28 protein-coding genes are annotated in these 25,737 nt (G+C 40.2%); 25 read left to right on the forward strand and 3 right to left on the reverse strand.

Going from position 1 to position 25,737, the window contains the following annotated elements:
• The coding region (locus R7P64_RS14865; RefSeq protein ID WP_206937396.1) for a transposase at window positions 1-251 on the reverse strand (251 nt) is incomplete at its 3' end.
• A gap of 564 nt (window positions 252-815) precedes the next feature.
• On the opposite strand from R7P64_RS14865, the gene R7P64_RS14870 reads away from it, so the two are divergent.
• From R7P64_RS14870 to R7P64_RS24845, 11 genes are all read left to right on the forward strand, one after another.
• Window positions 816-1,121, forward strand: coding sequence for a hypothetical protein (locus R7P64_RS14870; RefSeq protein WP_169567642.1), 306 nt, complete (start codon window positions 816-818; stop codon window positions 1,119-1,121).
• Window positions 1,122-1,221: 100 nt separating this feature from the next.
• A complete protein-coding gene (locus R7P64_RS14875) occupies window positions 1,222-1,824 on the forward strand; it encodes a hypothetical protein (RefSeq protein ID WP_140050539.1) in 603 nt (200 codons plus the stop codon).
• Between the two features lie 127 nt (window positions 1,825-1,951).
• Complete coding sequence (locus R7P64_RS14880; protein ID WP_025767063.1) at window positions 1,952-2,335, forward strand: hypothetical protein; 384 nt, start codon at window positions 1,952-1,954, stop codon at window positions 2,333-2,335.
• Between the two features lie 10 nt (window positions 2,336-2,345).
• On the forward strand, window positions 2,346-2,588 hold the full coding sequence (locus R7P64_RS14885; RefSeq protein WP_025767062.1) for a hypothetical protein: 243 nt from the start codon (window positions 2,346-2,348) through the stop codon (window positions 2,586-2,588).
• A 327-nt stretch (window positions 2,589-2,915) separates the two neighbouring features.
• Window positions 2,916-3,089: an HNH endonuclease gene (locus R7P64_RS14890; protein WP_140050538.1), complete on the forward strand. Its 174-nt coding sequence runs from the start codon at window positions 2,916-2,918 to the stop codon at window positions 3,087-3,089.
• A gap of 202 nt (window positions 3,090-3,291) precedes the next feature.
• The gene (locus R7P64_RS14895) at window positions 3,292-3,498 is read left to right on the forward strand and encodes a hypothetical protein (RefSeq protein ID WP_213899627.1); all 207 of its coding nucleotides are present in this window, start codon (window positions 3,292-3,294) and stop codon (window positions 3,496-3,498) included.
• An 837-nt stretch (window positions 3,499-4,335) separates the two neighbouring features.
• The gene (locus R7P64_RS14900) at window positions 4,336-5,025 is read left to right on the forward strand and encodes an HNH endonuclease (protein WP_025634880.1); all 690 of its coding nucleotides are present in this window, start codon (window positions 4,336-4,338) and stop codon (window positions 5,023-5,025) included.
• 7 nt (window positions 5,026-5,032) lie between these two features.
• On the forward strand, window positions 5,033-6,220 hold the full coding sequence (locus R7P64_RS14905) for a hypothetical protein (protein ID WP_025634881.1): 1,188 nt from the start codon (window positions 5,033-5,035) through the stop codon (window positions 6,218-6,220).
• Between the two features lie 3 nt (window positions 6,221-6,223).
• Window positions 6,224-6,490, forward strand: a complete 267-nt coding sequence (locus R7P64_RS14910; protein ID WP_025634882.1) for a hypothetical protein — start codon at window positions 6,224-6,226, stop codon at window positions 6,488-6,490.
• Window positions 6,490-9,513: a hypothetical protein gene (locus tag R7P64_RS14915; RefSeq protein WP_213899626.1), complete on the forward strand. Its 3,024-nt coding sequence runs from the start codon at window positions 6,490-6,492 to the stop codon at window positions 9,511-9,513. The genes R7P64_RS14910 and R7P64_RS14915 overlap by 1 nt, the downstream gene beginning before the upstream one ends.
• Window positions 9,510-9,881 (forward strand): RDD family protein, encoded by a 372-nt coding sequence (locus R7P64_RS24845; protein ID WP_025767057.1) that lies wholly within the window; start codon window positions 9,510-9,512, stop codon window positions 9,879-9,881. Before R7P64_RS14915 ends, R7P64_RS24845 begins: the two co-directional genes overlap by 4 nt.
• On the opposite strand, the gene R7P64_RS14920 is transcribed toward R7P64_RS24845, so the two are convergent.
• Window positions 9,878-11,098: a hypothetical protein gene (locus R7P64_RS14920; protein WP_206937398.1), complete on the reverse strand. Its 1,221-nt coding sequence runs from the start codon at window positions 11,096-11,098 to the stop codon at window positions 9,878-9,880. The genes R7P64_RS24845 and R7P64_RS14920 overlap by 4 nt on opposite strands.
• A gap of 437 nt (window positions 11,099-11,535) precedes the next feature.
• Here R7P64_RS14920 and R7P64_RS14925 point away from each other — a divergent pair, with 437 nt between their 5' ends.
• The 14 genes from R7P64_RS14925 (at window position 11,536) to R7P64_RS14990 (ending at window position 24,861) form a co-directional block, all read left to right on the forward strand.
• Entirely contained in the window at window positions 11,536-12,276 is a 741-nt protein-coding gene (locus R7P64_RS14925) for an excalibur calcium-binding domain-containing protein (RefSeq protein WP_025767055.1), read from the forward strand.
• 138 nt (window positions 12,277-12,414) lie between these two features.
• Entirely contained in the window at window positions 12,415-13,143 is a 729-nt protein-coding gene (locus R7P64_RS14930; RefSeq protein ID WP_206937400.1) for a hypothetical protein, read from the forward strand.
• A gap of 199 nt (window positions 13,144-13,342) precedes the next feature.
• Complete coding sequence (locus tag R7P64_RS14935; protein WP_025634893.1) at window positions 13,343-13,639, forward strand: helix-turn-helix domain-containing protein; 297 nt, start codon at window positions 13,343-13,345, stop codon at window positions 13,637-13,639.
• Window positions 13,640-13,724: 85 nt separating this feature from the next.
• A complete protein-coding gene (locus R7P64_RS14940) occupies window positions 13,725-14,225 on the forward strand; it encodes a hypothetical protein (RefSeq protein ID WP_025634894.1) in 501 nt (166 codons plus the stop codon).
• A gap of 35 nt (window positions 14,226-14,260) precedes the next feature.
• Complete coding sequence (locus tag R7P64_RS14945) at window positions 14,261-14,767, forward strand: hypothetical protein (protein WP_029811849.1); 507 nt, start codon at window positions 14,261-14,263, stop codon at window positions 14,765-14,767.
• A 17-nt stretch (window positions 14,768-14,784) separates the two neighbouring features.
• Window positions 14,785-15,117, forward strand: a complete 333-nt coding sequence (locus tag R7P64_RS14950) for a hypothetical protein (protein ID WP_029811850.1) — start codon at window positions 14,785-14,787, stop codon at window positions 15,115-15,117.
• Window positions 15,117-15,599, forward strand: coding sequence for a hypothetical protein (locus R7P64_RS14955; RefSeq protein ID WP_206937402.1), 483 nt, complete (start codon window positions 15,117-15,119; stop codon window positions 15,597-15,599). The genes R7P64_RS14950 and R7P64_RS14955 overlap by 1 nt, the downstream gene beginning before the upstream one ends.
• A 183-nt stretch (window positions 15,600-15,782) precedes the next feature.
• A complete protein-coding gene (locus R7P64_RS14960) occupies window positions 15,783-16,319 on the forward strand; it encodes a hypothetical protein (RefSeq protein WP_318123681.1) in 537 nt (178 codons plus the stop codon).
• Window positions 16,320-16,694: 375 nt separating this feature from the next.
• Complete coding sequence (locus R7P64_RS14965) at window positions 16,695-16,946, forward strand: hypothetical protein (protein ID WP_206937404.1); 252 nt, start codon at window positions 16,695-16,697, stop codon at window positions 16,944-16,946.
• A 43-nt stretch (window positions 16,947-16,989) separates the two neighbouring features.
• Window positions 16,990-18,753 carry a P-loop NTPase fold protein gene (locus tag R7P64_RS14970; protein WP_025634902.1) on the forward strand — a complete coding sequence of 588 codons (1,764 nt, stop codon included), beginning with the start codon at window positions 16,990-16,992 and terminating at the stop codon, window positions 18,751-18,753.
• 6 nt (window positions 18,754-18,759) lie between these two features.
• Window positions 18,760-19,617, forward strand: coding sequence for a hypothetical protein (locus tag R7P64_RS14975; RefSeq protein ID WP_054574966.1), 858 nt, complete (start codon window positions 18,760-18,762; stop codon window positions 19,615-19,617).
• A complete protein-coding gene (gene qatC, locus R7P64_RS14980; protein WP_025634087.1) occupies window positions 19,610-20,944 on the forward strand; it encodes a Qat anti-phage system QueC-like protein QatC in 1,335 nt (444 codons plus the stop codon). Before R7P64_RS14975 ends, qatC begins: the two co-directional genes overlap by 8 nt.
• Window positions 20,941-21,669, forward strand: coding sequence for a Qat anti-phage system TatD family nuclease QatD (gene qatD / locus R7P64_RS14985; protein ID WP_025634089.1), 729 nt, complete (start codon window positions 20,941-20,943; stop codon window positions 21,667-21,669). The genes qatC and qatD overlap by 4 nt, the downstream gene beginning before the upstream one ends.
• A 165-nt stretch (window positions 21,670-21,834) precedes the next feature.
• Window positions 21,835-24,861, forward strand: coding sequence for a Tn3 family transposase (locus tag R7P64_RS14990; protein ID WP_213899624.1), 3,027 nt, complete (start codon window positions 21,835-21,837; stop codon window positions 24,859-24,861).
• Window positions 24,862-25,138: 277 nt separating this feature from the next.
• Here R7P64_RS14990 and R7P64_RS14995 read toward each other — a convergent pair whose 3' ends face one another.
• On the reverse strand, window positions 25,139-25,717 hold the full coding sequence (locus tag R7P64_RS14995; protein WP_213899623.1) for a DsbA family protein: 579 nt from the start codon (window positions 25,715-25,717) through the stop codon (window positions 25,139-25,141).
• Window positions 25,718-25,737: the final 20 nt, after the last annotated feature.

Below are 25,737 nucleotides of genomic sequence, written 5' to 3' on the forward strand. Positions count from 1 at the left end.
CGTTCAAATACGCCAGCATCCCGCCACTCCTGAAATCGGCGATGAGCAGAGCTTGACGAGCATATACCGGTGGCATTTAGCGCATTCCACTGGCAACCCGTCCTGAGTACGAAGAAAATGGCGTTCATTGCAGCGCGATTATCAACCCGCTTGCGGTGCGTACCCAGCGGGTGTTGAGTTCTATGTTCCGGGATGAGAGGAGCCATTTTCTCCCAGAGTTCATCACTGATTTGCCACTTATTACCTGCCATACGTTGCCCTCATAAATTATCATTATGTATTATCTGACAATTCCTTTTGGGATAGGTTCTTAGATAATAATAAGTATTGCCTAGACAAAGAAGCATTAAAAGATGGTTTTCATTGGTTGGTTCCAGACAGGGAAATAGATCCGATTAACTGGTTTAACTCAACAACATGGCAGTATGTGAACGCTGAACTTTTAAAAATAGGAGACTAAAACAGGAGTAAGACTGAAACTAGAGATGACCTTGAATTAGATAAACTATCAAACACCTCTAACCCATTCGCTTTTGAATTAACTGAAAAATCTAAGGAAAACATGCGTTCTTTGGTGAAGCATGTAGATGGTTGAACTTGGAACGAGCGTGTTGATTCCATCAACAAAAAAGATGGTAATTAATATGATGTATCGTGGCTAGACATCAACAATGATCTTTATGGTGCGGGAAAGTGGTTTTATGAGCAAGCTAAAGAAGAAGCAACGCCTTCTCATAGGCGAGATTTACATGCGCTTGTCAACTATGAATACACAGGCGATTTTTTGTCGCTGAAGTAATGGGAAAATCGAAAATATGAAAATACAGTTAGTAGCTACGATCTTAGCTGCTCTTTCCTTGCAAGCTCAAGCAACGACTCAAGAAGAAATGGTAATCGAATTAGGTCATTCTATTGCGCTAAGTTTACTTGATGCAAAGTTGGAATTGGCTTGTGACTCCAACATTAACAACCTAGGTGAAATTACTCTCAAAGTTAATCAGGAGTGCGTTTCAACAATCAACAAACTTCGGTCAACGTTAGAGACAGAGCCGACAGCAGTAGACTTGGTTAAACAGGTTGATTCTTTTATGGATTCAAATTCTATCCCACTCACTAAGTAACTTGAGAGTATTGGAAAAATCGAACTTGTGCAAAAGGCATTTAACAGGTTGATTTGAGTGCCTTTGATAGAAGTAGTAATAACAACTTGGAGTGCAAACTTTGTCAAAGAATGAAATGCAATATGCAGTATGGCAGATGCCCCATACCGAAAAAGATTTAGCTGTTTTGGTAGATGCTGCTGAGTTACCTATTCTAGATCGTGGAGAGGAGGGTGTGCTAAACCCTGACACACCATTAAATGATGATCATTTAAAACTAAAGTTGGTTTACGGTGTGCTCATGTCCAATAACCTTCGAGGTTTACAAAACTATGAAGGGATGAATCACTTAGTTGATGTCCATCAGGATAAATGGTTAGTTCATCTAAAGCCAAACGATGATGAGGATAAACCATTAGAAGCAATCTATCTTGGATTTGAAGATATGATGGTTTTGCATTGCAGGGGATTAAGACAAGGTGATTTTGCTTTCGCTGCTCTTATGGGTCTACCTGATAGCTTGGAACTTCATTCAGATAAGCTGTGGGGTGTAACATCGTTCCTTCGTTTACATGATTTAGACATGGCTACAAACCTAATTAATCGAGAAATCATCATTTCGCTAGTCGAAGAAGAAGTTGTCGAGGCAGAACTAACTAAAGAAAATTGGAAATCATTTGTTAACGAGGGACTGGCAAAGTCTTTAGCTAAAAAAGTAGGTTAATTAGGATAGGGAACATATTAGCTCATAAAAACCTTAGATTTACCTTTTAGAACCGTAAAAATGCTTCAAAAATAAGAACGCAGACCTTAAAGAAAAAGTTAAGACAACGACCAAGGACTAACAAGAAATGAAAATAGTATTAGCTAAAGAAATTAGTGATAGCCTGAGTGAATATACAAATGCCGATAGCTCCATCTGCGTACAACAAGTTACCTTATGGTTTGATGTGATTGCTACAGAGTTGGAGCTAACTGAGGTATCTAAAGAGAAACTAAACTATATCACTACTCCTTCAATTATAATCAAGTTGAGCCAATCTAATCAGCGCATACATGACCTATTATTGGGGGTTGCTGGGTATCCAAATTTAGATAAAGAAGAAGCAGAATTTCAAGTTAAGTGTAGGCTATCAGTCCTGAAATCCGCATGGATGCACAGAGCATACGGTTTGACGTTGCAAGATGCTTTCACTGATGGAGAACTATTCTTTAACGCTCTCATCAAGATGTAGGTAACACCTTATGTTAGACAATATATTAGCTAGATATTGGCAACCTAAAGGAACCTCTTTACATAAGCACCATTTACAAGCAATTGTCATCGGTTTTGTATTAAGTCTAGTGTTACTTTTCGTTGGCGTTATTAATCGTGAAATGGCTTTTTCAGTGATGATCTTGATTGTCGTACTCCAGTTCTTAGGGATGTGGTTGGCTAGAAAGAGATTTGGTAATAGAAATCCCAATAAAGTTGGATATAAAGAGTAGTTCCTGCTGGATAGAGATAGTTACGAGCCATTGCAGATCTGGTCATATAACCAAGCCGATAAAGCCAAAAAAGAAGTCCCCAAATTGGTTAGGAAGCTACTTGCTCGCACTCAGATACATCGTGCTTGGTTACAAAGCGCAACTGGCTCATTTCAGTTGCCAGTTTTAGAGCGAATTTAACGTTGGAAGATAGTATTGGAATTAGTAACTTAGATTAGAAACCAACTCACCTATGACCCTGATAGTGGCATCATCCAGTGGAAAAAGTTGGGCAGAGGCCGCCGAGCTAATCTAGTTGCGGGATGCGTCAAGCGGAAGAAAGGCAACGTGTGGCGCAGAATTGTCATTGACGGTAAAGAGTACACATCTGGTCAAATCGCTTGGTCAATAATGACTGGTCATTTTCCTGATTTCATCATCGATCATAAAGATGGTGATTCTCTAAATGATAAATGGAGCAATTTACGTAGGGGGACAACTGCGTTGCTCAGAGAAATTTAGCTAGAAGTCGCCGCAACAAAACTGGTGTGACTGGAGTGAAACAGATCAATGGCTACTTTGTCGCCTACATCGGAGTGGGTAATAAGCAAAAGTACCTTAGTAGCACAAGTGACTTTTTTGAGGCTGTTTGCTTAAGAAAGCGAGCAGAGAAACAGTACAAATACAGCCCTAGACATGGGCTGTAATCAACATTGGAAAAAACATGCCAGAACCAAAACCTAACCACCGGAAGTTCGCGGACTTTATTACTAACGTTTCAGCCCTTGCTAGTGCCTATTTCTTAGTCCGATTTGTCCTAGATTTTTCTCTAGAAACTCTAATCGAGAATGAAAATTTAATGTGGTTCTTCATTTTCGCTTTTATTACTGTAGTGTATGGTTTTATCTACGGAAAAAACGGCAAAAAATGACATTGTAAACAACTAGATTGTGTAAAAGGTATTGAATTACACCTACATGCTTATGACAACTGTCAAAATAGGCGATTCAAATGGATTAATGCCATCAGAACAACTTGATAACAAAGAGGGAGCCATGTTCAACATAAGAACTAGACACTCGTATGGCCACTAGAAGAACTGGGGGTGGTGCTTAAAGGTCAGTAAACCCGACTAAAACTGGTGATGCTGTTGGAGAGCTAAGTGATCTCTTAGATGTTGCCCTATACAACCGCCCATGTACAAGCAGAAGCGTAAGATAGATAAGCTAGTTAAGACGCTGCTGAAACCTAAAAAGAAACATTAACTGGATAAGGAAAACTGTATGACAAGTGTATATAAACTGATATGCGAGCGAGCCTATTTTGTTGGGTATGAGCAGCTTTTCTTGCCAAGAAGTTTTAGGCGGCTGGTTGCTAGAAGTGAGTTGCACAGAGCTTGGTTAGCAGGTAATCAAGGTAATATCGGTGCGACCGATGGCGTTTTGTATCGGAAATGGTTTACTAACCGCAAGCATCATACAAATGCCACTATTAAACAGCTATGGCGTAGCATAAATCGATAACCCGAAACATCAGTATTTATAAGCAACAGAAAAAGAAAGAAGCCACATCTTTACTCATAATCGCTCGCCATCCTCTACTGTTCACCTGCCCACGTTATAAAGATATCAATCGGAAAAGTACTCAGTTCGATCTTGGTATAAGCGCTTACTTAACGCCTCTCCAAATTATTCCTTGTTAATCATCCCAATTATTATGATAATTGGGGTATTGTAAAATATCCACAAATGACATATATAGGTGAGTAATGTTCATAGGTGTTAGTAGAAGCCATCAATGGCGTTTATCAGAACCACCAGAACCATCTGATGATAAAGACTTTCAACTAAAAAGGGTGGAGTTTTTATCAGATGTTGACTATCGATGTACTGATTGCCATTTTCGTTCAGAAAAGTATCAACATGTTCATCACAAGGATGGGAATCACAAACATAACGAAATCATTAACTTTGAGTGTAAATGCCCTCTATGTCATATGTGTGAACATCTGGGTTTTGTTGCAGATAATAAACTTGCCACTTTAGTTTTTTGTCCCTCTTTGACCCAGGAGGAGCTCAATGCTTACGTTCGAATATCTTGGGTTGCAAATTACTTAGCAAAAATCCAAGGTCCAGAAAAATGCGGTACTACGCTTCTGCGTATTGCACGCGATACAGGGCTCTGGATCGAGCTCCTTTCTGCTACGGCGCAGCAAGTAAGTCAAGTGTACAAAATAACCAACATTAGGGCACTAGCTGAAGACTTTCGTGCTATGGATGACAAAGAGTATTCCGAACGTCAGTTAAAGTACCCTCATTTAAGGTTGCTGTTTACTCCAGATCCCTTTTCTCGAGAGATAGAGGAGTGGAGTAGGAACCAAGACTTCTTTTCAGATTTCTATGACCCAAACAATTGGCCAGAAATAGTGAACAACCATATCTCTAGTTTAGAAGGATAGGATATTAATGAACACATATGGCGTAGCGATATTCAACGATGAAAAAAAACCTAGGAGTGGATTCTCTTGTGTCGATGGCAAGGTGAAGGAGTTTAGTTCCTATTCTGATTTGGAGATGTCTACAATTTGGGTAACTAACATTCAACACTCTATATTTCAAAAAGAAGCCCTCTACAAAGTACCTAACCTACGTTCGTCGCAATATTTAAGGTTGTCTTTACAACAGATAATGAGGGAGTTGAATGTTAAAAAAGATATTGAAGGTATTCAACATTTAGCAAAGCTAGTTCAGTCAATTGCTGCAGATCTACAGGGTAAATTCGAACTTAATCCGGACTACCTTCGATATCGCCTTGGTGGTGAAATCCCACAATACCTGGAATCACAAGGGTTCCTACCTTCTGAACTACTAAATATAAGTGAACTCGCAGACGCTTCAGCTAAAGCGGCATTAAATGATGCGTATCAGTCATTCCAAGGTACTGTAAAGTCTGCAAACGGAAAGATCTATCATTATACCTTACCAAGGGTTGCGCATTTCGAATACTTAATGAATCAAAACTTTCCTTTGGATAACAATTGGGAAGAATTTACGTTTAGTAGCGATGGGCCAATTGTTGCTGGATATAAAAACAAAGTACTACTCCCTGATACAGAAAAAGTCATAATAGGTTTAAAGAACCTCCATAAAAATACTGCTGCAATTCTAAATATCAAAGTAAAGTCTATCGACCCAAAGCGAGCTCAAAGTTTTACCTTTGGAATCGAAGGTGTGAAATCTACAACGAGAATATGGGCTGCTCTTCCAGAGGTTATTGATATTTTACGTTACTGTGAGGTTGAAATTTTGGGAGGCCTGAAAACTAATGCTGGTAAGTTGGATGTAAGGCCTGAAATAGACCTATCAAAAAATAGATATAGTTACTCTAAAGGTGTGGTCAGTGAAAATATTTGGTGTGCCTTAGCCGATAAAGTCCACTTAGGAAGTCAAAAACAAGCTACTGGCCTGGGAGTGTACCTCAGAGCATATGACAGGATTATTTGCTCCAAACTTGCGGAAGCGTTTATGAAAGCAGGTTTCGTCGGCGGTGGGTTTGGTGTCGGTGCGGCAAGGGTTTGGTTAAGTAGCCAAGATGTAAAAAAAGCCAATATTATTGCAGAAAAATTTGGCGCAATGCCAGATATCGGAGTGTAGAAAATGGAAATTGAACCGCTAGAAATTTTCTCAGATGGTCAAATGCCCGAGACATACAAAAAGCTTCAAGATTTGAATGTGTTCGGAAAGCTTAACTCACAGTTTCATAACTCGTTTGGGGTACAGGATGTCATTAAACTAGATCAAATTGAACAGCTAGATGATGCGGATAAGAAAGCTCAAATGAGTGAATTAATCACAGCCCTATCTACAAGAAGAGTGGATACTCAACCAGTTATTGCGAAGAAAGTAAAGAGGTTAACTATCTAATGGGAGCTCTTTCATTTTTAGCGAATCTAATCTCCTATAAACCCTATGAGATTTGTCAATTAGAAACAACATCAAGCATTGACCCTCACTCACTGCTAACTCACGATGGTTCAATGGTTACCCTACTAAAGTTGAACGGGGCTTACAGGTTCTACTCAAATAAGCAGGAGCTTGCCATACTTGACTTTATGGCAAGTAGAGCTCGACAAAATTTTACAGACAGTGGAAACAGAATAGATTTTGTTATCGATATTGATTCAAGTCGTTCTGAGAGCTTTGTGAACAAGTGTCTTAATACAGTGGACTCTGTATCAAAAACGATGGGCTACCAAAATGAGAAGTTAAACAAGACTGAAAAGAGCCTCATTTCTCAGCTAATTAAGCCAGAGATGACCTATATTGTATTGACTACGACACCCCAAACTCTTGATAGACCAAACATCAAAGAGGGTAATGAAAATAGAAAAAAATTGGCAGATGAATATGGTCACAGTTTAAGCAGTAGCTCTAAGACCCAGAATCACTGGGTAGAAACGATGCAGATTTACGACCAGCATCGTTCTTTTGTTACAGAAATGACTAATATTTTTTCTGAGTACGTTCTATTCGAAAAACTAGAGTCTCATCGTGCATTAAAGGAAATCAGAGATCTTCTATACCGAGACTTTGAAAACCAGGACCGTTGGAAACCATCCACACGACAAGAATCATCTCCTAAAATAATGAGCAATCATACCTACAAGGTTGATACTGATGAGATTGGGCATAGCTCCATACATTCGCAGATAGTAGAACAGCCTTTTGAGGATGCTAAAAGACCTGACTTTAAGTTTTTCAATGGTCACTGCTATACCACGCTTGAGCGTTACTTAGTCGGGGATGAGCCTATGTTAATGAGGAGTTTTATAAACCGAGTTAACAGAGATGTTCCTATGCGTATATCGTACACTCTGGTTTCTGGCTCCCAAAGTATACAAACCTCTAAAATGACTAAATCGAGTCTCACCACATTCGTTGCTAAAACTAACCCAATATCAAGTGAAATTCTGAAAGCCTGTAATAAGACAACAAAGTTCATTCAAGAAGGAGGGTGTGCAGTAGAGTGTTATATGTCGGTGACTGTTTGGGGTGATAACGAAACGGAAACTAATACACGTTTCAAAGCCGTACAAAGTGCACTTAGAGGTTGGGGAGGGGAAAGGCAACGTATGTGCTCATTTCCTATAGAGGGCCTTTTATCCTCTTTACCTGGCTATAGCTCAAGGCCTGTTGGGAGAGCGAGTAATGACAGTATTGAAACAGCCTTCTCGTCCGCTCCAATCATACGTCCTGCCTCGCCGTGGGACTCCGGCGTATTACTCTATATCACACCTGATGGCAAGCCATGGCCTATTGACTTTGATTCAACACAGTCACATCACTTGAATTTAGTTAGTGGATCTATGGGTTCTGGTAAGTCAGTTCAAGCTGGTGTATTAACCAGGGCAATGCATTTCTTAGCTGGAACGACATCGTTGCCTCTTATTGCGGGGGTCGACTATGGTGAGTCAATATTATTCACTGCCGAAACTGTTAGGGCAAACCTGAAGAAAGAGGATAGAGCTAAAGTAGGGGCAATCAGTCTTGCCAATGAAAAGACAAGCGCTTACAACATGCTTGAGCCACAATATGGTTACAATAAATTGGCTAAGCCGGAGAACAACACTGCGACTGCTTTTGTTACTAAGATAGTCAATGGTGGCTCGAAACAGCCAATCCACGTACAACTTGATAACTGTGTTTCAGCAATAATTGACAGTATGGTAGCAAAGGCTATTTCACAGCCTAGGAAAATTGACCCTTCGCAACCCGGCGTCGATAAAATACAGAAAGAGCTTGCTCACCATCTTGTACAAAAACATTTAAAGAGCGAGTCGTCGTACAGCTACCTAAACGCCCGTAATGCCCTATACAAAGCATCGAATGAAGAAGGTATATCTAACGCTCAACGACAATATTTCCTAAGATTGTCAAAAATAGCTCATAGGTATATTTGGCCGCTGATCTCTGACTTACCCAAAGAGGTAAAGTCGGCTGAACAGCAAAGCGCTATGGGTTCTTTCAAAGTTGGAGGAGAAAAACTACTGGACCTAATTGGTGCTTCAGTGCAGCTGATGACAGATCGATATAGCGCAATTTTAGGCTCATATCCGATGGTAGATTACTCTGACCTTTCAATGCTGTTTGTAAACGCTAAACCAGTTGTAGATTCCGCCCCAGCAGCGATGAAAAATGCATGGTTTATTCTTGCAAAAGGTCTAGCTCAAAGGCATTTCTGGGTACATGAAGATGATGTAAAAAATGATGCAGATCCTGTGTTTTATAAGCGTGCACTTCGAATTGCTCGAGCGAAAAAGCCTTTACCCAAGTATTACTTCCAAGACGAATACGAACAGGCTCAATGTCCTGAGTTAGATGAAAACTTTGATAAAGAAGTAAAAACAGCGCGTAAGTATCGTGAGATCATCACTTTATTGACACAGATGTACGAAGCTTTCCCTCCATCTATTCGCGACTTGGCTACTAATACCTTCATTTGCAACATCCCAGGTGTAGGTACAGAACGGGTGATTAAGGAACAGTTTAAGCTAACAGATGATGAGTTTGAATCTATAGAATCGTATGTCGGTAAAGCTGGAATTTTAAATGGCATGGGGCGCGGAATCTTGTACATAGGTAAGCTGAAGAAAATACAAGCGCCAATTATTCAACCTATCGTATCGGTGTTACCTCCTGGCTTAGTATGGTCATTAGCAAGTGATGCCGAAGATGTTCATGTCAGAAGAAAAGTAAAAGAGGCATTAGGTGACTCAGTACCTTATGATGAATTGAATATTGCATTAGGACAGGTTTTGTCGTTCCCAGATATGAAAGCACTCATCAAGAAGAAGGGTGAAGTCGATGATATGACTGACAAAGATGTTTACATTGATTGTATCAATAGGGTTAAAGAACATATTTTATTAAACGGAGTTGGTACGTGATAAAGAGATTTTTGGCATTTGTAACCGACTATTGTTTGATTAGCTTATTATTCGGTATTTTAGAGTTTTACGTCTTTGAACTAAATGCGTTGACTATCCAAAGCATAGGTTATTTCTATGTGTTCTTTTTCTTTACGATGATGGGCCAATACATACTTTTGAAGAGGACGTTAGGGGAAAAAATATTCAAACTTCAGGTGCAAGGAAAAGAAGGTGAGAACGTTGAGGTTTCTACTTATGTGTATCGTTTGTTCGGTACTCTAATTTGCTTAACGGTGCCGATTTTGTTCTTGATAGTTGTTTTCCCTAAACGTCGATCTCTGTCTGACCGGATGAGCTCGAGTAACGTCAAAACTCGTATAGTTTAAAGAATCTTTTCTGTGGCAATATCTATTGGCTCATCAGGGGATATTGTCATTGAGTGGTTAACACGCCATAGAGAAATGGGTGAGCGACTAAATCTATCTAAGTTATAAATCGAATCGTCAATTTGAACCATACTCCGGTAAATCACTTTTCCATGATTATTCTTCAGTTGCAAGATAAAGCTCGGCGTGGAGTAGTCCGAAGTGTTTCTTTGCATCTGAGTGGTTAGTATTTTCTGAATACTGTAACGTTTTGAGCCATTATCGATTTTAGATATTAGTGCGGTAAAAACCTTGCGTTCAAATGATGAAGTAATAGGTACCTGATTTGTCAATGAAACGATTGGTTGGATGTAAACGGTGTGTAGCTTAATTCTTTCTGAGTGCATTTGGCATAAGGTTGCTAAGACGAAATAAGGTCCTTCCACTTCTTTAAGTGCCGATTTGGCTAAAGGGCTCACCAAACGGGTAAACGACAGACACGTGTCATCAATTACTAAAGAATGTTCTTTTAACTCAATAGTATTGGTGATGAACATGCAAAATGCTTGTGGGCGTCCAGGGCCTTTCCACCCAGCCCCGGTTTTACGATAGAGTTTTGAAAAAGCGTATCTCAAACCTGTTGGTCCGATAAATATGTATTTATCAAGAGTACTACTTCCAAAGAGGATTTTATTGGCAGACCTCTTAAGTTTGAATAAGTGCTGTTCAGCCGACATAGATTTTCCGGAGAAATGCCAATTTGATAGTGTGTCGGTTAATAAATGATAATACAGCCTTTCTAACTTACTCTCTCCATGCCGTACACTGGGCGTTCGTGTTGAAGTTGACTTTGGATTAGTTGAATCAGTTCCAGTAGAAGGGAGCGCTCTGTGATAAATAAAGGTATTAAAATCTGATTCTTCGGACTCAGGCGAAATATCTCTATTTACCGCTTCTCTGCAACCTTTTATGTCTGAGTACAAGGGACAATTTTGCAGATGTTGGCCATGCTCATAATGATTCACCATGAATATGTAATCCCCCCTTTTACGTAGATACATTGTGGCTGGTGGTGATACACAGTGGCAATTGAGTACTGAATCAGAAAGACGGAGAATTTTTAATTTGGATTGGGCTTCTGGGCTTTTAATACGATTTTTAAGCAGCAAGGAAGGTTGTTCAAAAGTGTGATGTTCAGAGTCCAAATTTTTATCAGAACTAGATACAGTTATGTGCATGCGAACACCTATTAATAGAATGCAAAAATATACCACATTAGCTATGAGGCAATACCGCCTGTAAATCATTAAACGATGACAAATTAACTACAAAAGGCAAATATATAGTATGAGATATCTTCTAGTTACAGTTCATAATTATCCCAGGTTTTACAAAAGTGACGGTGAGATAGTTCACATTGATCTAAATTATGTGGATTCCAAAACTATTTCTTCATTAGATGAAAATGGAGATTTATTTCACGTTAAAGTATCTGGAAGTCCTCCGTGTGTTCGTGATATTTGGTTAATTGATTCGGTAGATGTGGCACTAGATACATTGGCTAGTTATGGGATCTATCCATTCAAGAATAAGGCCGCAGCAAGAGCGAATGCCAAAAGGCTTGGGCTTAGTGCATTCAAGTATATTGCTGTACCATAATAATCAATGGAAGTTTATGAAAACAATTTCTAAAGCTGTTCTTACAAGCATCTTATTGGTTTCTTTTGATGCTTATTCAACAGAGATATGGCGGGGTTTAATAGTCAAACCTGAGAATAGATGTTCTCCATACGATAAATCTCAACAATACAACTATTCTCAACGAGTAGAAGATCACATAGTAAGTAGTATGGGGGGATTGATATATGGCCCTTACACTGGCAGTTACTTTGAATCTGACCGATACACAGACATTGAGCATATAGTGTCAACAAGTGAAGCACATGATAGCGGAATGTGCTCACAATCCAGTGAAATGCGCATTCAATTTGCCAGTGATCTCCTGAATCTTACATTAGCTTCACCTACTGTAAACCGTTGTGGTGACAACGGTAAGTGTGGAAAGGACGCTGGAGAGTGGTTACCCCAAAAAAACAGATGCTGGTTTGCTAATAGAGTGGTCGAGGTAAAGTTGAAATACGCTCTAAGTGTAGACCGCAGAGAAGTGGAAACGTTAGATTCGGTACTAAGAAACTGCACAAGCACTGATATGATCGTATATGAACCTGCTGAGGAAAGTATAAAAACCACGAGAAACGTTTCAAAGTCCGCACCGTTACTTATGTATGACGAAGATAATAACGGTAGGATTACATGCAAGGAAGCTATCAGCAATGGTATTGCACCAGTAAGAAGATCACATCCTGCATACTCTTATATGAACGATAGAGATGGTGATGGGGTTGTATGTGAATAAATCGACTCTATCAATACGATAGGTGGACTTCCAAAAAGCGGGACTTCAGGTAGTAGAGATGACATTTTGCTTGATATGCTCATTAGCCCACCAGCGAATCGGTGGCTAAAACCTTTAAAAACTAACGAGGAACTGAGTATGGCAATCAAAACAAATATACTGGAGCTAAATGGACTAAATCCGGCTTATTTCACCAATACGGAATTACTCCCTCTCGACGATTATCTGACGGGTAGAGGAATTTATCTATTTCCACATATTGAGAAGAGATTTGGCAGTATTCCTTTAGAGCGCGTTGTTGGTCATAGCCAAGGCTATGATGCGATGAAGTGGGGGGACTGTTTAGGTGGGCGTCACTTAAAACGTATTGAGCGAGCCCTAATGGAACTCAAAGAAAATCCAAATTACTATTTAGATCATCATGTAAAACCAGGTATTTCTTTTACAAAAGTTGAGGATGCTTACTTCATTGAAGAGGGAAAACATAGGACCATAACTGCGCGGTTCCTCTATCACCACAACCAGGAAGTTTTTAGAAATACCTCCCCTCTTTCTAACGTAAACATTCACGAAAGGTTCATTGATCATGAGTATATGGGCTATGTATATGAGATCAACATGCTACAGAAAATATACCCGGAATTAGAGTTTGAAATGACTTATACCGACTCAAATAATGAGAGGTGCTTGGCAGTACACCCGACTAATTTTAATATGCCAAGTAGTTTCTTTACTCGGGGAGAAGTCGAAGAGTGCATAAAGCATTTAAAGAGTCCGAATCTATTAAACAAACTACGTTCACACAGACTGTACCAGCATATTGGAACTTCACATTGCTTAAAGCATATGTTCGGGAACATAAAGTAATTTGGTTGAGTTTTGCGTGACGTTGTCACTTGTGTCGTGGTCTAGTTGTATAGATGGTTTACTAAGCCTAGGCTAGGTTAAATGAAAACCATTTGTTAACTAGGTCATGACGTAAGATATTACAGTGTAATGGGAATTACTTCCTACCGAAGATGATGAATACTGTTCAAAAAAAACTTGTTTAACGAAGAAGGATAGCATGAACGATAATAAGCCGAGTAAAACTCAAACCTCATTTCTGAGACGTTTGTTAGTTGCATATCTAATTGATAGAGGTTTTAACACTGTCCCAGCAATAGTGGAAGCAACGAATATGCCTCGTAGAACCGCACAGGATACTATCAAAGCTATTCATGAATTGGAGATTAAAATTGAACACACTAAAGGTGGTGAGTTTAAGATAATAGATTGGGGTGCAGTAAATCGTGATTGGATAGAAATTAATCGACAGCACGTGTGTGATGTGCTAAATTATCCGAGTAAATTTGATGATTGAATTACCCCTTAAACGCGATACTTCAAAGAAGTCCCTTCACACTTTCTGATATTGAGTAATGCCATGATAGGTTTGAGGAATATACATGCCTTGTATTATTGATATTAACCACGATGTGAGTAAGAACAAAGAAAGCCAATGGGTCTCACTATGTGGTAAACACCTTTGGTTTAGTAATGACCCCCACAAAAGTATAGAAAATGCAAAACTAAGCGGAAAACCTATTTGCAAGACCTGTCGTAAGATTGCAGGAATTCCCATGTCTTCGAGAAGAAAACCCGAGGTCGAAGCTCCCTTTAAAATTTACACCGTTGGAGCTGGGGAAATCAAAGAGCGTATCGCAATCAAAGAAACCGATACCGGCTTTCGCACTCAAGGTGGTGATCTACAGTATAAAAACCAGAGACTTGATGCAGGACTTTGGAAAAATATTGGAGGAGATGCTTCAAAGTTAGTGACAACTAGGGAGCTTGAACAAGCGCGAAGCCTAGCTAAACATCAAATAACTATGCTTAAAGAGTATGTATCTAAACTACCGGAATTGATCACTAGTTTGGAGACCAAACTCAGTAAATACGAAGATTAAATATCAATTAATTATACGGATAATTAGCTTAGAACATGAAATCCAATTTCGAGACAAACACTGGTCTTAGGTTTATCTCAAAAGCTGAGACTGCATTTAAGATTCACATCCATACACCCGAAGATAAAATTCTTCATAGATCGGTTGGTTATATCCGTATTGGAGAGAAGAAAGGTTTAAAGAAAGCTATTAGGTTAAGGAACGAAATCGGCATAAAGTTGTGGGGGAAAAAGCTTTGGAAAAGAGTCTTGAATGAGCCTGAACTGTTTACCCGATTACCCCATAGTCTAGAGCCGAAACTAATAGAAAAGAACGCACCTATCAAATCAGACCCTCGAAGAAAAAAACTCCATTATTTGGCCAAGTGGTATGTATATGGTGATGACGGATCATTATCGACAAAGACTACAGTTGTGTCCGTGGAGAAGTATGGAAAGTTAGGGGCGTATAATAAAGCTAAACGTAAACTTACCGAAGTTTATAAAAATGAAATTGAAATATTATCTTACATGGATAGATTTAGTATTACTCTAGCTAAGTGAATGAGAAAATTATTAAAATGAATACGAAAAAATTTGTCGTTTCTACAGAGACAAGCATTGATACAGCCTATCGGCATTTCTGTAAAGCCAAAACAGATGATAGCTTAGACATCATGTTTGAAGGTGCTGAAAAGCAATTGGCAAATTTAGATTGTACTGGAGAGGAGCGCAATCGAGTCTTTCATAACATTTACATTGCATATGGACGTCGACAAGAAGACATCGATGGCGAAAGTACAAGTACAGAATATAAGGCACTGAGAACAGTTGATAAGAGCCTAGCTAATAACAAAAATCTAAGTACAGAAGAGCTACTGGGTGAGGCGCTAAGAGCAATGGAAAATAAGTAATGATCAAAATAGGATTCCCTGTACGCAGTTCATTACACAAATTGACGAAACTCTTTACTAAGCTGTTTAACCGATTGTTTGTATACCTTTCAGTTAGCAATTTACCACAAGTAATCTTCATGGGGGCGGCCATATTTGCTCTGTTTAGTGCGGTTTTAAGCTTAACCGAATCGATTAACTATGTTCTTGCTGGGATGGCTAACTATGGCTTCATCGAATTGCTGAGGATCTTAATCTACATTGCATTCGCTTTCTCTCTGATAATGAAAATGTGGAAAATTAGTATTACTAGCTTTATCTTGATCATTCTCTTCGGACTAGCTATATCAACTGGCTTATCCAACGGCTGGGGAAGTACATCAATACAGTTAGGCTATGCTCTATCTTCCGGGTTTAAAGGTCTGGCATTGATCCTACTTGGAGGAATTGCTGGTGGTGTTTCAAGATGTCTGTATTGGATCTACAATCGTTGGCCAAAATGATAGTAACCTTAGTGTTGATTTAGAGTAGCTATGAACATAACAAATTGTTCAAGAGTGATTCGGCACGTGTGGCATTTTGACTATGCGTTGGTTTAGGTGATGAAGGTGGTATGCGGCGGCATCAGTATTGCGTTGCTCAAACCTTAATAGGGCGTTTATGCTTAGGAGCAGAAGTTGAGATATTTGGAAGAGTTCGAATTGGCGATTGAGCGCTCAAGGTACCTTAAATTGTCTGATACACGCTTTAAGGCTTTAGATGCGAAATTTTGTAGTGATGAAAACCTTCAAAATTGCTTGGATTTTCTAAATTATCTATATAACCCACTAAAAGGCACCGATCTCGTAGGACAGTGTCTAAACATTCATTCTCAACTAATGAAAGCGGTAGAACATTTTTACGGAGCGCCACCAATATTCACTATTGGATCTATTACATTTGATGGAAATAAATATTTTGAGTTAACTGAGGATGATATCAAGTCATCAATTTTAGACTGTTCACCTACCAATATGGCCAATATTCACGCATGGTTGACGTTGCCTTCTATGGAGATACTAGATTTTACGTTTATTTCAGCTTACGAGAGTCAAGCTGGAGACAGTGGCTTTCCAAAAGTTGTCAGTCAGTTTGCTGAAAGTCTAAAACCGCACTTTCATTATCACCCAGTGTTGACAGGAGAAGAGAGTCTTTCAAAGTTAGGTTTATCGTCCAGTGGCTAGCACTTGTTCTGAGCTATTGCAATAGCTACCAGCTCGTCACCTCGCTTGCCAGCAGGGATAATAAGTATCAAATGCAACTGGCAGGTAGTTCGATTCCTGTCTAATAGTCACTTAAAGTCCTGGCAATCAGTTCCGACGTTTTATTTACCAGATTAGCTTTATTTTAACTCTACTGTGAGAGAGTAATAAAGTCTCATGCTAAAATAGCCGCGATCGCAATCGATACGCTGCCATTCCTAAATCGAAAATGCCCCGAAGTTTGCCAGACTCTGATTTGGGACACACTTCTTTTGTCATCATTTGACCTATTTTTCCTAATAACAGAATATTTAGTTTGATATAGACTGTTATAGCTTTGGCAGAAATGAGGAAGATATGAACACTAAGGAAATCGAAGAGCTTCAAAGGAATATGGATATTTTTTCAACGCCATTAGATGTTGAAAAGTACATAGATGAAGGGCTAATTAGCCGCTACAAGAATACCAAAACTCAGTTTGTAATCCATTGTTCTAAAGATGAGTTACCTGAAGAAGTCAGTGTACGGGCAAATAAAATAGAAGTCTTAACAAATAAAGATGGTTCCAACGCTCTAGTTTTGGGGCTTGACTTAAAAGTCAGAAAATAGTGCGTGTTGAAAACAGCTATTTTGTAGACAAAATGGGGTTTAAATGTGGTCTGATAAAGAGTCCTCACTAGACTTTTTAAATTTTAGTGAAACTGCCGAATCGATTAAGGATCTAATCACCGAAAAGGAATTGATGCCAATATCTGTTGGCGTTTTTGGGGATTGGGGGGCAGGAAAATCAACAATCTTAGAGCTAACCAAAAAATCAATATCTGAAGAGAAGCAAGACTACATTCAAGTCCATTTCGATGCATGGATGTATCAAGGCTATGACGATGCTAAAGCGGCTCTATTAGAGACAATTGCATCTACCTTGGTAAACCAAGCGAAAGACAACGCCAGCTTGAGCAAGAAGGCTAAAGAGTTTGCAGGACGTGTTGACATCATTAGATCTTTGGGATTATTGATGGATGGTGGTGCAGCTTTAGCTGGCGTTCCCACCATGGGTGGTTTTCAGAAGTTGATGGGGCTATTCAGTGGTGGAGAGGATCGCGAACTAGACTTTGGTGATGCCAAGGATGCAGTAGATGGTGCGAAGCAGATAGCTAAAGATAACAAAGAAATTTTAAAGCCTAAAAAGGCTTTTTCACCCCCAAAAGAAATTAAAGAGTTCCGCAATGCGTACTCAGACTTGTTGAGTGAATTTGATAAACCACTCATAGTCTATGTCGATAACTTGGACCGTTGCTCGCCATTTAATGCAATTTCGACGCTGGAAGCGATACGACTATTTTTGTTTTTACCAAATACAGCATTCGTGATTGCGGCAGACGAAGATATGATCCGCTTAGCTGTGCCGGAATATCACAAGGGAGCTTCGCAGCGCCACCAAACAGACTACCTAGATAAATTAATTCAAATCCCAGTACACGTTCCAAGACCTGGTACTCTAGAAATCAGAGCTTACCTGATGATGTTGACAGCTCAAGATCATGGCGTTACGAGTGACCAGCTTGAGGGGCTTAGGGAAAGCCTAGAGCAGTCTCTTCAGCTATCTTGGAAGCAGTCACCCATATCAGTCGATGAGCTTTTGGACGTTGATAAAGTTCAAGATGTTCAGGGTAAGGACGAACTCAGAAGTAAGTTCATCGTGGCCGAACAACTTGCTCCATTGCTCGCAGAGTCCTCCAATATAAATGGGAACCCTCGAATTGTTAAACGCCTCTTAAATCAGGTGAAAATGAGAAGAAAAACAGCACTCCGTCGTGGTATGCAGCTGGATGAGAAAACCATTACCAAATTGGTGATATTTGAGCGTTGTTTGGGGACTCAAGCAACAAACAAACTGTATCAGTTGATTGATACAGAGAGTGGTTCTCCAAAGATTCTGGCTCAATTGGAAGATCCAGAAGCTGAATTCGATGATATGGATTTACCAGAAGAGTGGAAGCTAGATTTAGCCTTTCTTGACAAGTGGTCGAAGCTACCACCGATGTTTGCAAATGTGAACCTGACCCCAGCGGCATACTTAAGTAGAGAGAGTATCCCCATGGGCCTAGTGAATGCAGTTATGTCCGGCGCTGCTCAAAAGCTTGTGAAGGATTTAATGAAACAAACGGAAAGACTAAGCCATACAAACCAAAATGCCATAGCAGCGACCCCAAGAGAAGACTATTTAGCTGTGATGGATGGACTAATTGAAAACTTCAGGACTGTAAGTGATTGGTCAAAAGCTCCCCCAGGCATATATGGCGCGAGACTACTAGCAGTTGAAGAGCCTAAATGTAAAAAGGCGCTACTAACTTACGTGAAGGGACTGCCAAAGCAAAGGTGGTTGAATGTAATTATCAAGGAATTAGAAAAGTAGGTATTAATGGGTACTTCAGCATCATCAACTGGCCCTAATAACCAGAGCCCACTCATTCCGTCATGGGCTGAACAAAGTCCGCCTGTAACAATTGAGCCAGCTCAAGATACTGGTGGCCCGGACGGGGAAAATCAAGGTGACAAGGAAATCGACAATGAAAAAGTTCAGCAGGAAATCGGCAAACCATCTGGTACTGCCAATCCTGCAAACCGTTTTGCAGGAGCTAGAAGAGAATTCGGGAATTATGCCAAGGCCGGAGGTTCAAGCTCTGATCTAAGGCGAGCACTAAAGAGTTATTCTAAAAAAGGCTCTGGTGGTGGAAAAACCACAAGCCGAAGGTTGGCTAGTGGGATAACGGCTGGTACTGGTTTACTTGGAGTAATGCGTGGAGACACTGTTACTGTCAACAACCAAAGCCTTTCCTTAAATGACTTGAAAGGCCTATCCACTGACCAAGCTATTGATAGAATTGCTTCACATTTGGCTCCTGATAATGCTGACTCAGACTCTGTGAGAATTGCCTTAGATTACGCGCTGGAAGAAGCGCTACCAGATACAGAAGATTTCGATCCAAATAGTTTTACTGAAGAAGTAATCCAACAAGCCATCGGCTGCTATTTAACTGACTTGATTTTCCAAGATGTGGTTGAAGGCATGGGCAGGGCTTGGTTCCACGTAGAACCTGCTAGCAAGCACCATAGCATGGAAGTTGAGCTAAGGGAGCTTATCAAGGTAATAGCTCAGGAGCAGCTAGACAAGGTCACTAATGGCAACCCTAGCAATATCACCAGAAATAACATTACCAAGATTCAAGCTGATACCATCGCAATGACCGTTGAAGAATGGGAGAGTTTCGATGACTAAGTTTTACTTCAATGATAATCCAAACCAACTACCTGAATATTCAGAGTCATGCCACCCTGTACAACTATTCCACACTCACGAATATGATCAAAAAAAACACAGCTTAGCTTCCAGAGGGCTACTGCAAACAGTAAGAGACTTGGGAGTTGCTGTTGAGCCTAAGGCAATCGATTTAATTACAATTGCTTCCGCTGTTACCGCAGCAGATACTTTTGAGTTAAGAGAGAAGGCTGAGAATGCTTGGTCAAGGCAAATGCACCTTCACATCCCTGTAAGTGAACCGAATATATGGAATGCAGAAAGCGCTGAGTTGAGTTCAATTTTGAACTTTCTTACTGGCGATCAATGGATGTTCACTTTTGAGCAGACATCAATGGAACTGCCTAAACCTAAGATAAGTAAGCAGGCTAAATATAAAGCCAAAACTCTTCTAGGAAAAAATGCTGTTTGCCTATTTTCTGGCGGTCTTGATAGTGCAGTGGGTGCTATTGATATCCTTAATGGAGAGTCAGAATATAAGCCTCTCTTAGTAAGTCACGCCTATCGTGGAGATGGTGCAAAACAGGAAGAAATTAAGACTTTGTTGTCTTCTCCATTTGCTGAGCTCTCCTATTCAATTTCTCCTCATATAATTAAAACATATGAAGGCAGAACGGACATAAGTATGCGTGGGAGAAGCTTTAACTTCTTGGCGATGGCCGTATTGGGCATTTCCGCACTGAGAAGTGCTAACTGTGATGCCAGTATTAAAACCATTATCGTTCCTGAGAATGGCTATATCTCAATCAATCCACCACTAACTAGAAGGCGAATAGGTAGTCACAGTACGAGAACCACACACCCCAACTTCTTGCAGAGGTTGGAAGAATTGCTGACACGCATAGGTTTTGACGTCAAATTCGTAAACCCTTATCAGTTTAAAACAAAGGGGGAGATGTTGGCTGAGTGCGTTGACCAAAACGCTATTAAAAAAGCCGTACCGCTAAGCGTTTCATGCAGCCACTGGCACAGAGAACACATACAATGTGGGCACTGCTTGCCCTGTCTAATTAGAAGAGCATCTGTTCATCATGCTGGCTTTGATGATGACGCACCATATAAAACAAAGCGATTGAAAACGCTAATTAAAGAGAAGGATACAAGAGACGACCTGCAAGCAGTTCAAACAGCCATTATCCGGTTGAAGCAAACCAATAATTACAAATCTTGGCTACGTAAATCTGGTCCAATCCCACTAGATAAGTCTATACGTAATGCCTTGGAATCAACGCTTAAGCGTGGTTTGATGGAAGTTGAAGTGTTTATACAGGCTAACAAAACATCATGATGGATATGCATTGCCATGTTGATCTATACCCCGAACATCAGAAGGTATTGGATGACATTGAACGCTCAAACTATTACGTATTATCTGTAACAACAGTGCCTTCAGCCTTCGAAGGCACTGTTAATCTCACAAAAGGGCTTAAGCATTGCAAAACCGCTTTGGGATTGCACCCTCAGCTAGCTCATTTAAGGAAAAATGAACTACCAATTTTCGATCGACTTATAGAGAAAACTAAATATATAGGTGAGATTGGACTAGATGGATCAAAAGGCTGGAGAGAGCATTTTGATGACCAATTATTGGTTTTTAATCACATTCTGAAAAAATGTGAGTCATTCAATGATAAAGTTCTAACAATACATAGCCTGAATGCAGTAGACGAAACCTTAATGTGTCTGAAAAAACACCCGAAAGCAGGCATCCCTGTTCTCCACTGGTTTTTGGGGACAAAAAAACAGTTATTAGAAGCTGTCGATATAGGTTGTTATTTTTCAGTTGGACCAGCAATGCTTTTCTCAGCACGTGGAAAGCGACTTATATCTTGGTTACCTAAAGATAAAATTCTTCTAGAAACAGATGGACCTTTTGCGAAAGTTTCGGGAAAAATACTGTTCCCCTCAGATGTTGATACCGTAATTCAGTATCTTTCTAAAGAATGGGAAGTGTCTCAATCAGATACAGTTAGACAGTTGAAGAATAATTTACGTCAATTAGTTGCTAAATGAATACATCTTTGTAGAGATGTTGTGCAATTGGGACCTATAAATGTAGATCTTGAGCTAGCCACCTTGTTGGGGTTTTGCGCCCATCCCCCCGAAAATGACCTTAGGGTCAAAATATAACCAAATTCCGATATGATGACCGAAAAATAAGAATCACTGGGGTCAATCATGAAGCAGTCAAACAATAAGCGCATCAAAATACTCAATAAGTCCGAAATCGCAGAGCTGTATTCCCTACCGACGTTTAGTCATGCTGAGCGAGAGGAGTATTTCTCGCTTGATGATGAGACTCAGAAACTTGTCGACGAATGCCGCCGTATCGACACCAAGTGCTATTTCATATTGCTGCTGGGTTACTTCAGAAGCAAGCCGATTATTCCAAACTTTGATTTTAACGCTGTTAAGGCAGATCTAGATTTCATCATATCGAAATACTTTAAGGGTAAAAGTATTAAAGCTAAGGATCTTTCTGCCTCAACCAAGACAAAACTAGTCAGTCGTTTGCTTAACTACACAGGTTACCAGTACTATCGCCGTAAAACGCACAAACTTGAAATACTAGAACGACTCCGGGATGTCGTTACGATCAGCGTCGATCCACGGTATGTATTTGATGAATGCATCGCATTCTTTAATCAAAACCAAATTGCACTTGCCGGGTATACGACACTCCAGGATCATGTATCTGAAGTGCTCATTTCTGAAAGAGCTCGAATCAAAAAAGTTCTTGAAAAAAGCATGACACCTAAAACAAGAAAATCACTACTAAAGCTTTTGGGTTCGGATGAGACGTTCACCGACCTATCCAGGCTAAAACAAATGGCGAAGGATTTCTCGTCGAGCCAAATCAATAGAGAACTTACTACTCATCAGGCAATAAAAGAGCTTTATCCAGAGCTCAAACAGATTATTGCCGAATTATCACTTTCCCCGAAAAACCTTGAATACTATGCCTCGCTTGTAAAGCATAAATCGGTTTATAAGCTTCGACGCCACTCTGATGACCAGTCACTGCTTTATCTGTGCTGTTATCTGTATTTCAGGTATCGTGAAACGAATGACAACCTAGTATCGGCATTTTTGTATCTAGTCCGGAAAATCACCGAATCTGGCAAAATATTCGCGAAACAAAAAGTCGCTGAAGATGTCGATGTTGTAAAAGACAGCCTCAAAGTTGCCGGAAATATCCTGAGCTTTTTTGTAGATCCAGATATCAGTGACAGCAGAACGTTCGGAGATGTTCGGAAGCGTGCGTTCAAACTCTTGCCGAAGAAGAATCTGAAACTTCTCAGCGCCCATTTAGATGATACTGATTTTGATACGGCCCAATATGAATGGGAGTATATAAGTCGGCAAACAAATAAAATTAAAAGGTTGCTGCGGTCGATTTTCCAAGCCGTTGATGTCGAATTCGGAGCAATCAAACCCGAATTGATTGAACAGTTCGCATCTTCGATCTCGGAGATAGCCGAAAATGGATCTATTTCAACCATTAATAAAAAACTGATCCGGAAATCTGAGCGCCAACACGTCTATGACGTTGATGAAACGAAAAGAACTCTCCGTTTTGAGTTTTACCTTTATCGAAAGGCCGCCCAGTTATTCGAATCTAACCAAATTTATATTGTAGAAAGCGAGCGGAATCGTAGTCTCGAGAGTGATCTCATTGCCACAGAAGAATGGAATGAGAAGAAGGAGCAGATCATCGAGAAATCTGGCCTTACCCACCCTCTAAAACATGTCGATACGATGCTTGCTAAAAAGCTAAGTGACTTAGAAGAGAAGCTAGCGTCCGTCAGCGACCATATCTTTAGCGGTGACAACCAATATGTCGAATTTAGCCAAGATCGTCATGAATTAAAGTGGTCAATACCAAATCGACGCTGGAAAGAGTCAGTCGATAATCCTATCTATAGCCAAATAAAGCACATGGGCATTGTTGATTTGCTTAAATTTGTACAGCAGAAGACCGGCTTTCTGGATGCTTTCTCTCACATATCGGCGAACCATGATGTTTTGTCGATCAATCATGATGATCTGATTGCTTGTGTTCTGGCGAATGGCACCAACTATGGCCTGTACAAGATGGCTAATATTTCTGACCGTTCGGTAGGCAAACTTCGAAGTGTAGAAGAAAGCTACGTCAGAATGGATACGCTAAATGAGTCGAATGACCTGGTATCCAATGCGATTGCAGCACTGCCTATTTTTGTTCATTATCACTTTGACGATAACAAGTTGTACTCCAGTATCGACGGCCAAAAGTTTGAGTGTCGAATCAATACCTTTAAAGCGCGTTACTCGTCCAAAGACTTCTTTAAAGGAAAAGGCGTATCATCGCTGACGCTCGTCTCCAACCACGTTCCGGTCAATACCAAAATTATTGGCGCGAACGAATACGAAGGGCATTTTGCCTTTGACCTTCTCTACAATAATACGTCAGACATACAGCCATTTACTTTATCCACGGATAATCACGGCACGAATAACGTCAACTTTGCGATATTGGATCTATTTGGTTACCGCTTTGCACCCCGGTATGCAAAAGTCAAAAACACCTTCTTCAAATTGTTTGAAGTTACAGAGGAAGATGGTTGCTCGATTCGCTTGAAGAAAGACATAAATTGCAAGCTGATCCAAGAGGAGTGGGATGAGATACAGCACATAATCTGCTCACTGAGCCGTAAAACAACGACGCAAAGCACTGTAATTCGTAAGCTCAGTAACGGTCAAAGTAAAACACTCCGAGCTCTCCAAGAATATGATCGGCTGATAAAATGCCTTTACCTCCTGGATTATGTTGATAATGCAACACTACGGCGATATGTCCAGCAAGCATTGAATCGTGGCGAAGCCTACCACCAGTTGAAAAGAGCCATTGCCTCCGTTAATGGGAATCGATTTAGAGGCGGAAACGATTACCAGGTTTCACAGTGGAATGATTGCTCCCGGTTAATCTCAAACTGCATTATTTACTATAACTCCGCGCTACTATCTGCCTACCTTAAAATAAATGAAGATCGGGGAAGAGATGATATAGCAGATTACATTGTCAATTTATCACCCGTTGCCTGGCAACACATTAATTTGAATGGTGAATATTCCTTTGACCAAGGTAGAACCGAAATCGATCTAGACGGCTTACTGAGTGATATTGAACCATTCTCAGGATCTCACGAGCTGATTGCAGCCTAGATGTTTGAGTCTTTGATTTTGCCTGGCCGTATATTTATGATGCTGAAGTATCAGGAATCTGAGTCAACGGTGTTTTCAAAGATTGTTGCTTGTAGGTAATCAAGTCAGGAAAAAGAGGAAAGCGGACATTTGTCGTTATTCACTTAATAGACATAACCGATAAAAAACAGAGGAGAGGATCTCTTCTGCGAACTTCATAAAGCAAATCCTTAGCAACTCAAGAAAATAGGCTACTTCATACTTCTAAGCAGAAGCCATAAATAAGTGAAAGTAAAAATTAGCTTGCTAACAAAGAATCAATCAGCTTTATCCAATCATCCAAGCTAGATTTGTGATCAACAGGTACATTGTTCCCATTGTTAACGAAGAATGTTGGTGTAGCCCAGACACTTTTTGTAGCGGCATAGCGAATTGGGGTTCTAGCATTAACGTAGATATCATTGTCGCCCATTCTCTTCAGAAAGGCTTCCCGATCTATATTTGAATGCGCTTGCGCTAAGTCAGCTACAAATTGACGCAAGTCTTCATGCGTTTTGTGTAGAAACGGCGCGTTATAAAACTGATCCTGGCGCTCGTATACAAACGTGGCGAAATCGTAAAACCTGCTAGCATCACCTTCAGCAAGGGCGAATAAACCTAAACTGATATCCCAGGCTTGTCGATGATTACTCAAGGTAATCATGTGTACCTTTAAGCTGACCGGATCATCCTGATAGTATTTCATTACGGCCATTAGTGTTGGCCAAGCAGCACGAGAGTGTGGGCACTGTATGTCGATAAAGGCATCAAGTGTGACAAGAGCAGCTGGGTCGCCTAGTAGAAAACCACTTGGGCGATGAGGAATAGGGATGGCCATATTTGTTTATCTCCTGAAGA

Origin of the sequence: Vibrio sp. 2304, from assembly GCF_033339475.1 — a bacterium.
GTDB classification, from domain to species: domain Bacteria; phylum Pseudomonadota; class Gammaproteobacteria; order Enterobacterales; family Vibrionaceae; genus Vibrio; species Vibrio alginolyticus.